Source organism: Serratia ureilytica (genome assembly GCF_013375155.1).
Lineage (GTDB): Bacteria > Pseudomonadota > Gammaproteobacteria > Enterobacterales > Enterobacteriaceae > Serratia > Serratia ureilytica.
In genome coordinates, this window is the sequence record NZ_JABXOF010000008.1 from 98,266 (window position 1) to 112,189 (window position 13,924).

A 13,924-nucleotide genomic window follows, 5' to 3' on the forward strand; every position below is an offset into this window, starting at 1 on the left:
CGTCTCTCGTCGCTAGGGCCGCGCACATCGCGCAGCATTTAAAGGGGGCGAATACTCTCTTCATCCAGATCCGCGTCGAAGAATCGGCGCAGCGTCTGAATGTTGGTATCCGCTTCGATGGACTGGCGCGCCTGCGCCAGCTTTTCCTCATAGATGGCTTGTCGCCATTCCAGCGGGGTGCGCTCCGCCGGATTATCGTCCTCCACCACGGTCAGCTCGATCGGACCGCCGTACAGCTCACCGAGCGCGTCGGCCAGCGTCTTCTGCGCCGAAGGCGAATTCAGATGGCGCTGCGAAGACCGCAGATGGAGGCTAATCTTGCCCGGCTCCGGCTGCTGCTTGAAGGCGTTCAACGCCAGCTGCTGCACCAGTTTCGGGATCTTCAGCTTATCGATTTCCGCCGCCCAGGCGTCGCGCTCCAGCGACTCCACCACCAGCTTGGCGGCCAGCTCCGGCGTTTTCTCGTGCTCCAACGCCGTGCGCAGCGCTTTCGGCGTCGCCAGCGGTTCCGGCGCCGCCTCGGGCTCGGTCTGCGCGCGCCAACGATAGGCTTCCGGTTTCGCCGGCACCTTCTTCTCCGCCAGGCGCTGCTGGCTGCGCTCGGTCACGGAAGCCAAACGCCCCAGCGCCGAGTTTGCCGGCCGCGCTATTCCTGGCGCCGCCGGCTCATTCTTTTTTGGTGTGGATGCTCCCTGCTGCCGTTGCAGCTGGGACCGCGCTTTCAACAGCTGGGCGGTGGCATCCGGTAAAGGAGTCGATGATTGTCGCTGCGGCGCGGCCGGCTGCCCTAGCGGCGGCGGCGCGTCCTGAAACTGCGGCGGCTGTGGCGATGCGGCCTGCTGCGGCTGCGCCATCGGCGCCGGCGCGGTCTGCACCAACGCCACCGGCTCCGGGATCACCGCTTTCGGGTGAAACGCCAGCGCGCGCAGCAGGGTCATCTCAACCCCCATGCGGCGATCCGGCGCATAGGCCAGCTCTTTGCGGCCCACCAACAGCGTCTGGTAATAGAGTTGCACATCGGCCGGCGGCAGGGTGCGCGCCAGCTCGCGCAGCCGTTGTTCCACGGCGGCGTAGTGGTTGTCGAGCATCGAAGGCAGCAGTTGCACCATCGCAATGCGATGCAGCAACGCCAGCGTCTCCACCAGCAGGTTTTCCCAATCCACGCCGCGCGAAGCGGCCTGCGCGACCTGCGCCATCACCTTTTCACCGTCGGCGCTGACCAGCGCTTCGAGGATCGCCAGCGGCTGCTCGTCATCGAGCGTGCCGAGCATCTGGCTGACGGTTGCGGCCGTCACCTGCCCCTGCCCCATGGCGATCGCCTGATCGGTCAGGCTCAGCGCATCGCGCATGCTGCCGTCGGCGGCGCGCGCCAGCAGCTGCAGCGCGCGGGCGTCGCTGGTGATCTGCTCCGCCGTCAGCACAGTTTCCAGCTGCTGGCGGATCTGATCGACGTCCAGCGCTTTGAGGTGAAACTGCAGGCAGCGGGAAAGAATGGTCACCGGCAATTTTTGCGGATCGGTGGTGGCCAACAGGAATTTGACGTGCGGCGGCGGCTCTTCCAGCGTCTTCAGCAACGCGTTGAAGCTGTGGCGCGAGAGCATGTGCACTTCATCGATCAGGTAGACCTTGAAGCGGCCGCGCGCCGGCGCGTACTGGACGTTGTCCAGCAGATCGCGGGTATCTTCCACCTTGGTTCGGGAAGCGGCGTCGATCTCGATCAGATCGACGAAGCGCCCCTGCTCGATCTCGCGGCAGTTGTCGCATTGGCCGCACGGCGTGGCGGTGATGCCGGTTTCACAGTTCAGGCCTTTGGCCAGCAAGCGGGCGATGGTGGTTTTCCCCACGCCGCGCGTGCCCGAGAACAGATAGGCGTGATGGATCCGCCCCAGCGAGAGGCCGTTGGCCAGCGCGGTCAGGACATGTTCCTGGCCGACCACGTCTGCGAACGTTTGAGGGCGCCACTTACGGGCGAGAACCTGATAGCTCATTAATACCGGAGAAGTCGAGTAATCTGGAGGGTCATGCTAACACAGCCCCGCGGCAATCCGCGAGGCCGTTGTGCCCAAGGGGCGATGCCGCATCAATGACCGGCGAAGTCCACCAGGCAGTAGCAATCGATGCCCAGCTTGTTCAGACGCGCTTCTCCGCCCAGATCCGGCAGGTTGATGATGAACGCGGCGTCTTTCACTTCACCGCCCAGACGGCGGATCAGTTTGGTGGTCGCTTCAATGGTGCCGCCGGTCGCCAGCAGATCGTCCACCACCAGCACTTTGTCGCCCGCGGTGATGGCGTCGGTGTGGATCTCCAGCTTGTCGGTGCCGTACTCCAGCTCATAGCTTTCGCTGAGCGTGGCGCGCGGCAGTTTGCCCGGTTTGCGCACCGGCACGAAACCGACGCCCAACGCTAACGCGACGGGCGCGCCGAACAGGAAACCACGCGCTTCGGTACCCACCACCTTGGTCACGCCCGCTTCGCGATAGCGCTCAACCAGCAGCTCGATGCTGGCGGCGTAGGCCAACGGGTTTTCCAGCAGGCTGGTCACGTCGCGGAACAGGATGCCCGGCTTCGGATAATCCGGGATGGTTTTGATACTGTCTTTAATAAACTGAAGCTGCTGCGCAGTAGCGGTCATAATTGTTGCCTGATAAAACTGCCTGAAAACCGGCGCGCCGCTCACCCGCCGCCCCCGGGTGAAACACACCGGAGAAAAAATGGCAGGCGATCCGCGCACGAAAACGCCCAAATCTATGCAAACTGGCGGACAAATGCAACTCTCCCCTGCATCTTTCAACCCGCAGCGTTGTTGACCGCACGCATTACTTACCTAAGTAAGCTCCCGGGGATGCCTGCGTTTGTCGCCTGGCTGCGGCTTGAAAGCTATTGAGGAGTTTAAGGTACAATCAGCGCTGTTTTTGTTGCGGCAGATCAATAACCGGCAGGCGCAGCATAAAGGTCAGCAAAATGGCCAACATCAGCAGCAACAGCCCGCGCACCCACCAGATTTTCACCAGCCACAGCGAACAGGCGAAGGTCAGCACGATCACCAGCACCGCTTTCCACTTCGCCCCCGGCGGCAGCGCGCGATGCTGCTGCCAATGGCGCAGATAAGGGCCAAACCAGGAACGGTACAGCAGCCAGTGATGAAAGCGCGGCGAGGAGCGGGCGAAGCACCAGGCGGCCAACAGCAGGAACGGCGTGGTCGGCAACAGCGGCAACACCACGCCCAACGTCGCCAGCACCACCGCCAACCAGCCCAAAATGATCAATAACCCACGCGTCATGCGGTTCTTCGCTCCTCAATCGGTTGCGGCTTACTGTAGCATCGGCGCCGCGCCGGCGGAATATGCATGCGGCGCTTGTTTCAGGACGGCTTCGCGGGCAAGCTTACGCCTGTTGAAATCAAGAGGGAGCTTATGTGAGCACTCAGCGTCTATTACAGGTGTTGGCACAGCAGATTGCGGCGCTGGCGGCCGAAGTCAGCCCGCGCGGCGACGCCCCGATCCCGCAGGCGCGGTTCGACGCCGCCCTGTTCGCCAACCGCGGCACGCGGCTGCGCGACTACCTGGCCGAAGTGGAGAAAAACTTCGCCCAGCTGCAAAACGCCGCTAACGACAGCCGCGCCAGCCAGGTGGCCTTTCTGGCCGAAAAACTGGTGGCTCAGATCGCCGCCCTGCAGCGCGAGCTGGCGACCCAGGCGCTGCGGCGCAAGAATCAGCCGAAGGAAGCCCCCGAGGTCGATCTCTACCACAAGCTGGCCGAGCATCAGGATTACGAACGCCGGCTGATCGCCATGATTCAGGATCGGGAAAGCCTGCTGGGGCGCCAGACCACGCTGGCGGCCCAGCAAAAGCTGCAGCACGAGCTGGCGGCGCTGGAGGGGCGGCTGATGCGCTGTCGTCAGGCGTTGGCGCGCATCGAGCGCAATATCGAGCGCAAAGAAAACGGTTTTTGAAGATTTATCACAATATTTTAATGATTATTCCCCGGTTGCGCGCCGGGTTCACTATACTCTGCCGATACCCGAGTTATTCATCCCATTAATTAAATAAGCGCAGGTGCTATGTCTCTGGAAAACGCCTCACCCGAACTGCAGCTGGCGGTAGACTTGATTTACCTGCTGGAATGCAACGAGATCGATCCAGCCACCGCGCTGGCGGCGCTGGATATCGTCAAACGGGATTATCAGGAAAAGCTGCAGCGCGCCGGCGTCACCTCTCCCTATCTGCCTGCCGGACAGTAACCGGGGACAGCGCCGCTGTCCCTTTCGCCTCTCATTGCTTATCCGCCGCCGTCTGGCCGCCGTCGTCCGGCGACAGCGTTCTTTTCACTTCCTGCACTTCATTGCCCTGCTGGTTATGCAGATACACCTCCAGCTGGTTGAAGGCGATGTCGATGCCGTTTTCCCGGCACAAGCGGTCGACTGAGCGATTCAGTTCGTCCACCGTGTAGCTGCGATCGCGCAGTTCCCGCACATAGAGCCGCAGTTCGTGATCCAGCGTGCTGGCGCCGAAGTTGAGGAAGAACACCTGCGGTTCGGGATCGGTCATGACCCGCGGGTTGTCGTGCGCCGCCTGCAGCAGCACCTTTTTCACCTTGTCGAGATCGGAGCCGTAGGCCACGCCGACCTTGATCAGCACGCGGGTGATGGTATCGGACAGCGACCAGTTGATCAGACGCTCGGTGACGAACGCCTTGTTCGGAATGATCACCTCTTTGCGATCGAAGTCGGTAATGGTGGTGGCGCGAATGCGGATCTTGCTGACCGAACCGGAGAAGGTGCCGATGGTGATGGTATCGCCGATGCGGATCGGGCGTTCGAACAGAATGATCAGGCCGGAGACGAAGTTGGCGAAGATCTCTTGCAGGCCGAAGCCCAGCCCGACCGTCAGACCGGCGGCCAGCCATTGCAGTTTGTCCCAGGATACGCCGAGCGATCCCAGCGCAACCACGGCGCCCACGGCGGTAATCAGGTAAGTGAGCACGGTGGTGATGGCATAAGACGCCCCCTGCCGCAGTTGCAGCCGCGACAGCACCACCACCTCCAGCAAACCGGGCAAGTTGCGGGTGAGCACGTAGGCGACAATCACTGCGGCGATCGCCACCATCATGTTGCCCAGCGTCACCGCCTGCGACACGCTGCTGCCCGCCACGGTGCTGGTGTAATGCCACAGCGTGATGCTGTCCAGATAAGCGATGACCGTCACCAGATCCGACCAAATGGCGTAGAAAGCGCTGGCGAAGATGGCGAACAGCACCAGGGTGGTCAGGCGCAGCGACTGCTGGTTGATCTGATCGAGCGCCAGCGGCGGCTCTTCCACCACCGGTTCGCCGCCTTCGGCTCCTTCTTTCGCCACGTTTTGCCGCCGCGCCAACGCGCGCCGGTAAGCCAGACGCCGCGCCGCCACGCTCAGGCCGCGCAGCGCGGTCAGGTATACGATATTCCACAGGAAAAACAGATACAGGCTGTCTATCCAGCGGCTGGCCAGCCGCAGCGTGGTATAGAAGTAGCCGGCGAACATCAGCCCCAGCAGGATCAGCGGCGTGGCGGCCAGCGCGGTGACCACCACCAGCCGCACGGCGTGCGAGCCCTTTTCACGCCAGCTGTCGCGACACAGCGGGAACACCAGCACCGTGAGCAGCGCCAGCGTCAACATCACCACGATCTGGCCGATCACGTCTTCCACCAGACGCAGCGGCGCTTTCTCGCCCAATACCGACCAGAAGATCAACGGCTGCAGCGCCAACCCCAGCCGCAGCGTCTGACGGCGGTAATGCGCGCACAGGTTGGCGCCGAAGTTGAAATGCCGCTCGGCGATGCCGCCCGGTTTCAGCATGCGATAGCTGAAGCCGAACACCAGCCACGACAGCGCCAGCTGCTGCGACAATGCCCATATAAAGTCGCTGATGCCGAAATCCGCGCGATACATCCAGAAACCGACGCCGAGGAGTAACGCGGCGCCGGGCAACACTTTCAGCAAGGTCAGCGCGATGGCCTTCGGCGTGTGCAGTTGGCCGTCGCGCTTAAGTTGCCCCACGTCGTTGGCCAGCTTTTGCAAATGGCCGTCGATCAGCCGGTAGCGCCAGCGCAATACCCCGATCGCCAACAGCATCGGGATCAGGAACACCAGCGCATTCAGCCCGCCCTGCACCAGCTTGCCGCCGTCGAATTTGAGATCGAGACCGGCAATCTGATCGCGCACCGCCTCCGGCATCGCCTTCAGCCACGCCAGATCGACCGGCTTGTTGCTGTTAACCCAGAAAATCTGCTGGGTCAGCGTATCTTGCAGCGAACCGTAAACGCTGGTCAGCTGCTGCTGATTGATCTGCAGGTTGATCGACAGCGACAGCTGGTTGCTGAGCTGCTTGTTCAGCTGATCCAGCAGTTCGCGGCGCATATCGACGATCTCGTTTAACGCGTCGATCACCTCCGGGCCGGCCTTTTCCTTGCTTTCGGCCACCAGCTGGTTGATGTAATCCTCTCCCTTGAACAGATCGTCGCGTTGCTGATTGATATCGAACTGCTCCAGCCGCAAATCGGCGATGCGCGTGTCCATATCCGCCAACAGCGTGCCCTGCGGCAGGCTCTGCTGCTGCTGATACAGGATGCGCGACAGCACCAGGCTGCCCTTCAGCACCTGGATCTGTTCTTTCAGGTTACGCTCCGCCTGCAGCCCGCGGTCGAGCCAGTTTTTGACCCGAATGTTCTGCTGGAACAGGGTGTTGCTCTCTTCGGTGGCGGCGATCAGCCGCTGGCTCAGCTGGCGGTTGACGTCCAGTTGCTTGCTGACCAGCTGATCGTGCTGAATATCGGTGGCGTCTTCCGGGTTCTGCGCCTCTTTGGCGGTCTTTTCAGACAGCGTCAAACGTTTGCTGTTGACGATCTCCTGCAGCAACTGTACCGAGCGATCCAGCGCGTCGATATGCGCCGTGGTGTAATCACGCTGTTTTTGCAGCAGATCCTGCAGCGTGGTATTGGCTTCCAGACTTTTGCGCTGCAGCTCCAGCTGCGCGTTGAGCAACGCCTGCTCGGTGGTCAGCATCACCTGCTGGCTGTTGCGCAGCGAATCTTGCCCCGGCGTCTGGCCGCTGAGCTGGCTGCGGATCTCCTGCAGGCGCTGCGAAGCGGCGTACATGGTGCTTTGTACTCGTTCAGGCTGGGTTTGCAGCGACACCAGTTGGCTGTTGTAAGTAGAGAGGCTCTCCTGCGCGCTTTGCAGCTCGTCGAGCGTTTGATACAGCCGGCTTTCCAATTGGCGCAGCGACAGCGGCAACAGCGCGGCGCGCGCCGCCGCATTGTCTACCGGCTGCTTCAGCGCATCCAGTTCGGCGGTCACCTGATTGAGCTTCGCCGGCGCCTGCTGCACCTGCTGTTTAAGCTGCGCCGCGTCCTGCCGATTGCGCTCGATGGCGTCCAGCAGCTCCAGCGTGCGGGTTAAATCCTGTTGGGACAGCTTTTCGACCGGCGTCAGGGCTTTTTGCTTGTTCAGCGCTTCCAGCTGGCTTTGCACTTCGCTGCGCTGCGGCAAATCGCCGTTCAGCGCCGCCTGCACCGGCAAGCTCAGCGCGCAAATCAGGAAAAGGAGTGTCGCGGCGGCGATGCGCCGCCGGCATGCGCCGACAAACGAGCGCGGCGTCAGAGAGGGCAGAGTCAACCAGCGATGCATGATTTAGCTTCGGATCGGTTAAGAAGCCTGAAGATTATCACGATCGCCGGCGGGCAACGAACAACAAAAACGTTGCCGGTGATGTCCCGTTGTCGCGAAATCAGAAAGTGAGCACTTTCTCCGCCGCCAGCGTCCACTGCGCCAGTTCGACCAGCGTGCCGATCTCCACGCCGTCCGCCAGCGGCAAGCGGCTGACGCCGCGCGCGTCGGCGCAGGTCTTGCACAGCTTGACCGGCACCTGCTGCGCGGTGAGGATCTCCAGCATCTGCTGCAGATGGTATCCTTCGTGCGGCTGCTGTCCTGCCAGCCCGGCCACCACCGCGTCGGACATCAGAAACAGCCGCAGGTCGAGATTGCTTTGCTGCTCTTTCAGCGCGATGGCCAACCGCAGCGCATTGAACAAGGATTCATGGCCATAGGCGGCGCCATTGGCAATAAGAACAACTGATGACATGAAATCTCTCCTTATAAAGGAAGGCGGTCGACGTCGGGGTTGAGGCGCAAGGTGGGGCAAAACTGCAGCATCTCCAAAAACGCATCGACCAGCGCTTCGGCTTCGGCCCGCAGATCGAAACTTTCCGGCATAAACAGCCAGTTTTCCATCAGGCCGGTGATATAACCGCGCAGGATGATCGCCGCACGGCGGGTATGCAAATCGGCGGGCAATTGCTCGTGGTGAATGCAGTTATACAGCACCGCTTCGATGCGTTCGTAGCCGGCGAGGTACAACACCTTGCGCGAATCCAGCAGCGGCATCATTTCACCGACAAACTCGCATTTGTGGAATATAATCTCCATCAACGCCCGCCTGCGGCCGTCTTCAACCGTAGACGTCAGAATGTAAATCAGAATTTCCCGGATAACCCGCAGTGGATTATCGGGAAACTTTGCCTGATACTCTGTTTCGAGCTGGTCAATTTTCGGCTCGGTAGATTCCCAAACTTCATTAAACAGGTCTACCTTATTCTTGAAGTGCCAGTAAATGGCTCCACGCGTAACCCCGGCAGCGGTGGCAATATCTGTCAGTGACGTTGCAGCAACGCCACGTTCAGAGAACTCTCTCACCGCAGCATCGAGGATTTGCTGCCGGGTTTCTTGCGCCTGCTGTTTGGTTTTTCGTGCCATGGCATTGTTATTTAGGGGGAGTGTGATTTACATACATTCGCGAATGTATGTACCATAGCACGCACATATAATTAACGCAGCAATGGGTTTTAAAGCTTGTGATCCATTGATCATTTTGAAATCGGACACTTGAGGTTTTTCTATGAACAAAAACAGAGGGTTAACGCCTCTGGCGGCCGTTCTGATGCTTTCAGGCAGCTTAGTGCTAACAGGATGTAACGATAAAGAAACCCAACAGCAAGGCGCCCAACAGCAGGCTCCTGAAGTGGGCGTAGTCACTTTGAAGGCCGAGCCTCTCAATATCACTACCGATCTTCCTGGCCGCACCGCTGCGTATCGCATCGCCGAAGTTCGCCCTCAGGTCAGCGGCATCATCCTGAAGCGTAACTTCGTTGAAGGCAGCGATATCAAGGCCGGGACGTCTCTGTACCAAATCGATCCCGCGACCTATCAGGCCAGCTACGACAGCGCGAAAGGCGATTTGGCCAAAGCGCAGGCCAGCGCTTCCATCGCACGCGTGACGGTAAACCGCTACAAGCCATTGCTGGGCACCAGCTACATCAGCAAGCAGGACTATGACAACGCCGTGTCCACGCTGCAGCAAGCGGATGCCGCCGTGGTGGCCGCCAAGGCCGCCGTGGAAACCGCGCGCATCAACCTGGCGTACACCAAGGTGACCTCTCCGATCTCCGGCCGCATCGGCAAATCCGCCGTGACCGAAGGCGCGCTGGTCAGCAACGGCCAGGCAACCGCCCTGTCCACCGTGCAGCAGTTGGATCCGATGTATGTCGACGTCACCCAGTCGAGCACCGACTTCCTGCGCCTGAAGCAAGAACTGGCCAGCGGCGCGCTGAAGCAGGAAAACGGCAAGGCCAAAGTGAAACTGATGCTGGAAAACGGCACCGAATACGCGCAGGAAGGCACGCTGGAGTTCTCCGACGTCACCGTCGATGAGACCACCGGCTCCATCACCATTCGCGCCCTGTTCCCTAACCCGAACGATACGCTGTTGCCTGGCATGTTCGTGCGCGCCCGTCTGGACGAAGGCGTACGCAGCGATGCATTGCTGGTGCCTCAACAGGGCGTCACCCGCAACCCGCGCGGCGACGCGACGGCGTTGGTGGTAGGGGCAGACAACAAAGTTGAGCTGCGCACGCTGAAGGCGGACCAGGCGATTGGCGACAAATGGCTGGTTACCGATGGCCTGAAAGCCGGCGATCGCGTCATCGTCACCGGCCTGATGAAAGTGCATCCGGGCGCGCAGGTAAAAGTGCAGGAAGTTGACACTCAGGCGCAAAAACAGCCGCAGTCTGAAGCGCAGAAGTCATAAAAAGGAGCCTGTAATACATGGCTAAGTTCTTTATAGACCGCCCAATTTTCGCCTGGGTAATCGCCATCATCGTCATGTTGGCGGGGGTGCTTGCAATAATGAAACTGCCAATCGCGCAGTATCCCACTATTGCACCGCCGGCGGTGAGTATTTCCGCCAACTACCCGGGCGCAGATGCCAAAACGGTGCAGGATACCGTCACACAGATTATCGAACAGAACATGAATGGTATCGATAACCTGATGTACATGTCCTCCACCAGTGATTCCTCTGGTAGCGTCACCATTACCCTGACGTTTGAGTCCGGCACCGATCCTGACATCGCGCAGGTTCAGGTCCAGAACAAACTGTCGTTGGCCACCCCGCTGCTGCCGCAAGAAGTTCAGCAGCAGGGCCTGAAAGTAGAAAAATCCAGCAGCAGCTTCCTGATGGTGGCCGGCTTCGTTTCCGACGATCCGAACATGACTCAGGACGATATTGCGGACTACGTGGCGTCCAACATCAAGGACCCGATCAGCCGTTCGTCCGGCGTGGGTGAAGTGCAGCTGTTCGGTGCCCAGTACGCGATGCGTATCTGGCTGGATCCGAACAAGCTGAACAACTACCAGCTGACGACCACGGATGTGACCTCCGCCATCACCGAGCAGAACAACCAGATCGCCGCAGGCCAGCTGGGCGGCCTGCCGCCGGTGCCGGGGCAGCAGTTGAACGCCTCGATCATCGCGCAGACCCGTCTGACTTCGCCGGAAGAGTTCGGCAAGATCCTGCTGAAGGTCAATACCGACGGTTCCCAGGTGCGCCTGCGCGACGTCGCTCACATCGAGCGCGGCGCGGAAAGCTATGCCGTTACCGCGCGTTATAACGGCAAGCCTGCCGCCGGCCTGGGTATCAAACTGGCGACCGGCGCCAACGCCTTGAACACCGCCAAAGGTGTGAAAGACGAGCTGGCCAAGATGGCGCCATTCTTCCCGCAAGGGATGAAAGTGGTTTATCCGTACGACACCACTCCATTCGTTAAGATCTCCATCAACGAAGTGGTGAAAACGCTGATCGAAGCCATCATCCTGGTATTCCTGGTGATGTATCTGTTCCTGCAGAACTTCCGCGCGACGCTGATCCCAACCATCGCGGTGCCGGTGGTGTTGCTGGGGACCTTTGCGATACTCGCGGCGTTCGGCTTCTCGATAAACACCCTGACGATGTTCGGCATGGTGTTGGCGATCGGCCTGCTGGTGGATGATGCCATCGTGGTGGTGGAAAACGTCGAGCGCGTCATGTCCGAAGAGGGGCTGCCGCCGAAAGAAGCTACCCGTAAATCGATGGGCCAGATCCAGGGCGCGCTGGTGGGTATCGCCATGGTGCTGTCGGCGGTATTCGTGCCGATGGCGTTCTTCGGCGGTTCAACCGGCGCCATCTATCGTCAGTTCTCGATCACCATCGTGTCCGCGATGGCGCTGTCGGTGCTGGTGGCCTTGATCCTGACACCGGCGCTGTGCGCCACCCTGCTCAAACCGATCCCGAAAGGCGATCACGGGGTTAAAACGGGCTTCTTCGGCTGGTTTAACCGCATGTTCGAGAAGAGCACGCATCACTATACCGACAGCGTGGGCAACATTCTGCGCAGCACCGGCCGCTACCTGATCATCTACCTGCTGATCGTGGTTGGCATGGGCCTGCTGTTCCTGCGTCTTCCTTCTTCGTTCCTGCCGGACGAAGATCAGGGCATCCTGTTGACCATGGTGCAGTTGCCTGCCGGCGCCACCGAATCCCGCACCAACAAGGTGTTGGAAGAAGTCTCCGACTACTTCCTGAACAAGGAAAAGGACAACGTGGTTTCGGTGTTTACCGTCGCGGGCTTCGGCTTCAACGGTAACGGCCAGAACAACGGCCTGGCATTCGTCAGCCTGAAAGACTGGGGTGAGCGTCCAGGGGCCGGGAACAAGGTGGAAGCGATCGCGGGTCGCGCCATGGGCGCCTTCTCGCAGATTAAAGAAGGCCTGGTGTTCCCGTTCAACCTGCCGGCGATCATCGAACTCGGTACCGCAACCGGCTTCGACTTCGAGCTGATTGACCAGGGCGGCCTGGGGCACGAAAAACTGACCGAAGCGCGTAACCAGCTGTTGGGCATGGTTGCTCAGCATCCGGACGTGCTGGTGGGCGTGCGCCCGAACGGCCTGGAAGATACGCCGCAGTTCAAACTGATCGTCGATCAGGAGAAAGCCAAGGCGCTGGGCGTGAGCATCACCACCATCAACAGCACGCTGAGCACCGCACTGGGCGGTTCGTACGTCAACGACTTCATCGACCGCGGTCGTGTGAAGAAGGTGTATGTACAGGCAGACGCGCCGTTCCGTATGCTGCCGGAAGACATCAACAAGTGGTACGTGCGCGGTACCAGCGGCCAGATGGTGCCATTCTCCGCCTTCTCTTCGGCGAAATGGGAATACGGCTCACCGCGTCTGGAACGCTATAACGGCTTGCCGTCGATGGAAATTCTGGGCCAGGCTGCACCGGGCAAGAGTACCGGTGAAGCGATGAACCTGATGGAACAGCTGGCGTCCAAACTGCCAAGCGGCATCGGTTACGACTGGACCGGCATGTCCTATCAGGAACGTCTGTCGGGCAACCAGGCGCCGGCGCTGTACGCCATCTCGATTCTGGTGGTGTTCCTGTGTCTGGCGGCGCTGTATGAAAGCTGGTCCGTACCGTTCTCGGTCATGCTGGTATTGCCGCTGGGGGTTATCGGTGCGTTGTTGGCCGCGACGATGCGCGGCATGAATAACGACGTGTACTTCCAGGTGGGGCTGTTGACCACCATCGGTCTATCGGCGAAGAACGCCATCCTGATCGTGGAATTCGCCAAGGATCTGATGGAGAAAGAAGGCAAAGGTCTGATCGAAGCGACGTTGGAAGCGGTGCGTATGCGTCTGCGTCCAATTCTGATGACGTCCCTGGCCTTCATCCTCGGGGTTCTGCCGCTGGTTATCAGCAGCGGCGCAGGCTCCGGCGCACAGAACGCGGTAGGTACCGGCGTAATGGGCGGGATGATCACCGCGACCGTATTGGCGATCTTCTTCGTACCGGTGTTCTTCGTGGTGGTTCGCCGCCGCTTCAGCAAGAAGAACGAAGACCTGGAACACAGCCACCCGGTAGAGCATCACTGATCGTTCAGTGAAGAGATTTCTACCCGATAATCGAAAAGGCCGCGCATGCGGCCTTTTTCTTTTGCTTCAGTTGCTTAATGCAAACCGTTCTCATTAATTCACTCGTGTGTGCAATTTACGCTTGATCGTGATGCCCGGTCGGCGCATAATTGTTGTTATAGTATAACATTACACGAGAGAGCCATTATGAAACCCGGCATCCATCCCGATTATCGCACCGTGGTGTTCCACGATGTCAGCGCCAACGCCTACTTCAAAGTGGGATCGACCATCAAAACCGATCGCACAATCGAGCTGGACGGCGAAAGCTGGCCGTATGTCACCCTCGACGTCTCTTCCGCTTCGCATCCGTATTACACCGGCAAGCAGAAAGACTATTCCAAAGAAGGCAGCACGGCGCGCTTCCAGCAGCGCTTTGGCCGCTTTATCGGCAATAAGTAACAAGGAACCCCCATGCAGGTATTGAGTTCATTGCGTTCGGCGAAAAATCGCCACCCGGATTGCAAAGTCGTGCGTCGTCGTGGCCGCATCTATGTGATCTGTAAAAGCAATCCGCGATTCAAAGCGGTACAGGGACGTAAGAAAAAGCGTTAACTCCAAAGTGCCATCTGTCGCAAAGCCCCGTTGCTGCTCAACGGGGC

12 protein-coding genes and 1 other annotated feature are annotated in these 13,924 nt (G+C 59.9%); of the genes, 6 read left to right on the plus strand and 6 right to left on the minus strand.

Going from position 1 to position 13,924, the window contains the following annotated elements; translation table 11 throughout:
* Window positions 1–38: 38 nt before the first annotated feature.
* The 3 genes from dnaX to HWW83_RS15670 form a co-directional block, all read right to left on the minus strand.
* Complete coding sequence (gene dnaX, locus HWW83_RS15660; RefSeq protein ID WP_176589413.1) at window positions 39–1,988, minus strand: DNA polymerase III subunit gamma/tau; 1,950 nt, start codon at window positions 1,986–1,988, stop codon at window positions 39–41.
* Window positions 633–697: a sequence feature (DnaX frameshifting element), on the minus strand. Its footprint overlaps the gene before it by 65 nt.
* A gap of 92 nt (window positions 1,989–2,080) precedes the next feature.
* The gene (apt, locus tag HWW83_RS15665) at window positions 2,081–2,632 is read right to left on the minus strand and encodes an adenine phosphoribosyltransferase (RefSeq protein ID WP_019454166.1); all 552 of its coding nucleotides are present in this window, start codon (window positions 2,630–2,632) and stop codon (window positions 2,081–2,083) included.
* Between the two features lie 268 nt (window positions 2,633–2,900).
* Entirely contained in the window at window positions 2,901–3,281 is a 381-nt protein-coding gene (locus HWW83_RS15670; RefSeq protein WP_016928835.1) for a DUF454 family protein, read from the minus strand.
* Window positions 3,282–3,415: 134 nt separating this feature from the next.
* Between HWW83_RS15670 and priC the strand changes: the two genes are divergently transcribed.
* Both priC and rsmS read left to right on the plus strand, forming a co-directional pair.
* Entirely contained in the window at window positions 3,416–3,952 is a 537-nt protein-coding gene (priC, locus tag HWW83_RS15675; protein ID WP_033642112.1) for a primosomal replication protein PriC, read from the plus strand.
* Between the two features lie 108 nt (window positions 3,953–4,060).
* Window positions 4,061–4,240, plus strand: coding sequence for a pleiotropic regulatory protein RsmS (rsmS, locus tag HWW83_RS15680; RefSeq protein ID WP_016928837.1), 180 nt, complete (start codon window positions 4,061–4,063; stop codon window positions 4,238–4,240).
* 31 nt (window positions 4,241–4,271) lie between these two features.
* On the opposite strand, the gene mscK is transcribed toward rsmS, so the two are convergent.
* The 3 genes from mscK to acrR all read right to left on the minus strand — a co-directional run bounded on the left by mscK (window position 4,272) and on the right by acrR (window position 8,789).
* Entirely contained in the window at window positions 4,272–7,664 is a 3,393-nt protein-coding gene (gene mscK / locus HWW83_RS15685; protein ID WP_176589414.1) for a mechanosensitive channel MscK, read from the minus strand.
* Window positions 7,665–7,764: 100 nt separating this feature from the next.
* Window positions 7,765–8,118 (minus strand): DsrE/DsrF/TusD sulfur relay family protein, encoded by a 354-nt coding sequence (locus tag HWW83_RS15690; protein WP_033642110.1) that lies wholly within the window; start codon window positions 8,116–8,118, stop codon window positions 7,765–7,767.
* A gap of 11 nt (window positions 8,119–8,129) precedes the next feature.
* A complete protein-coding gene (acrR, locus tag HWW83_RS15695) occupies window positions 8,130–8,789 on the minus strand; it encodes a multidrug efflux transporter transcriptional repressor AcrR (protein WP_033642109.1) in 660 nt (219 codons plus the stop codon).
* A gap of 142 nt (window positions 8,790–8,931) precedes the next feature.
* On the opposite strand from acrR, the gene sdeX reads away from it, so the two are divergent.
* The 4 genes from sdeX (at window position 8,932) to ykgO (ending at window position 13,877) form a co-directional block, all read left to right on the plus strand.
* On the plus strand, window positions 8,932–10,119 hold the full coding sequence (sdeX, locus tag HWW83_RS15700; RefSeq protein ID WP_033642108.1) for a multidrug efflux RND transporter periplasmic adaptor subunit SdeX: 1,188 nt from the start codon (window positions 8,932–8,934) through the stop codon (window positions 10,117–10,119).
* Window positions 10,120–10,136: 17 nt separating this feature from the next.
* Window positions 10,137–13,283, plus strand: coding sequence for a multidrug efflux RND transporter permease subunit SdeY (gene sdeY / locus HWW83_RS15705; RefSeq protein WP_060659858.1), 3,147 nt, complete (start codon window positions 10,137–10,139; stop codon window positions 13,281–13,283).
* Between the two features lie 186 nt (window positions 13,284–13,469).
* Entirely contained in the window at window positions 13,470–13,724 is a 255-nt protein-coding gene (locus tag HWW83_RS15710; RefSeq protein WP_004940303.1) for a type B 50S ribosomal protein L31, read from the plus strand.
* Between the two features lie 12 nt (window positions 13,725–13,736).
* Window positions 13,737–13,877, plus strand: coding sequence for a type B 50S ribosomal protein L36 (ykgO, locus tag HWW83_RS15715; protein ID WP_004940304.1), 141 nt, complete (start codon window positions 13,737–13,739; stop codon window positions 13,875–13,877).
* Window positions 13,878–13,924 lie beyond the last annotated feature (47 nt).

Excerpts from the sequence above, each read along its gene's own strand:
- HWW83_RS15690 (WP_033642110.1), bottom strand. The coding sequence starts at position 8,118 with ATGTCATCAGTTGTTCTTATTGCCAATGGCGCCGCCTATGGCCATGAA.
- acrR (WP_033642109.1), bottom strand. The coding sequence starts at position 8,789 with ATGGCACGAAAAACCAAACAGCAGGCGCAAGAAACCCGGCAGCAAATC.
- ykgO (WP_004940304.1), top strand. The coding sequence starts at position 13,737 with ATGCAGGTATTGAGTTCATTGCGTTCGGCGAAAAATCGCCACCCGGAT.
- HWW83_RS15710 (WP_004940303.1), top strand. The coding sequence starts at position 13,470 with ATGAAACCCGGCATCCATCCCGATTATCGCACCGTGGTGTTCCACGAT.
- apt (WP_019454166.1), bottom strand. The coding sequence starts at position 2,632 with ATGACCGCTACTGCGCAGCAGCTTCAGTTTATTAAAGACAGTATCAAA.
- sdeX (WP_033642108.1), top strand. The coding sequence starts at position 8,932 with ATGAACAAAAACAGAGGGTTAACGCCTCTGGCGGCCGTTCTGATGCTT.
- rsmS (WP_016928837.1), top strand. The coding sequence starts at position 4,061 with ATGTCTCTGGAAAACGCCTCACCCGAACTGCAGCTGGCGGTAGACTTG.
- sdeY (WP_060659858.1), top strand. The coding sequence starts at position 10,137 with ATGGCTAAGTTCTTTATAGACCGCCCAATTTTCGCCTGGGTAATCGCC.
- HWW83_RS15670 (WP_016928835.1), bottom strand. The coding sequence starts at position 3,281 with ATGACGCGTGGGTTATTGATCATTTTGGGCTGGTTGGCGGTGGTGCTG.
- mscK (WP_176589414.1), bottom strand. The coding sequence starts at position 7,664 with ATGCATCGCTGGTTGACTCTGCCCTCTCTGACGCCGCGCTCGTTTGTC.
- dnaX (WP_176589413.1), bottom strand. The coding sequence starts at position 1,988 with ATGAGCTATCAGGTTCTCGCCCGTAAGTGGCGCCCTCAAACGTTCGCA.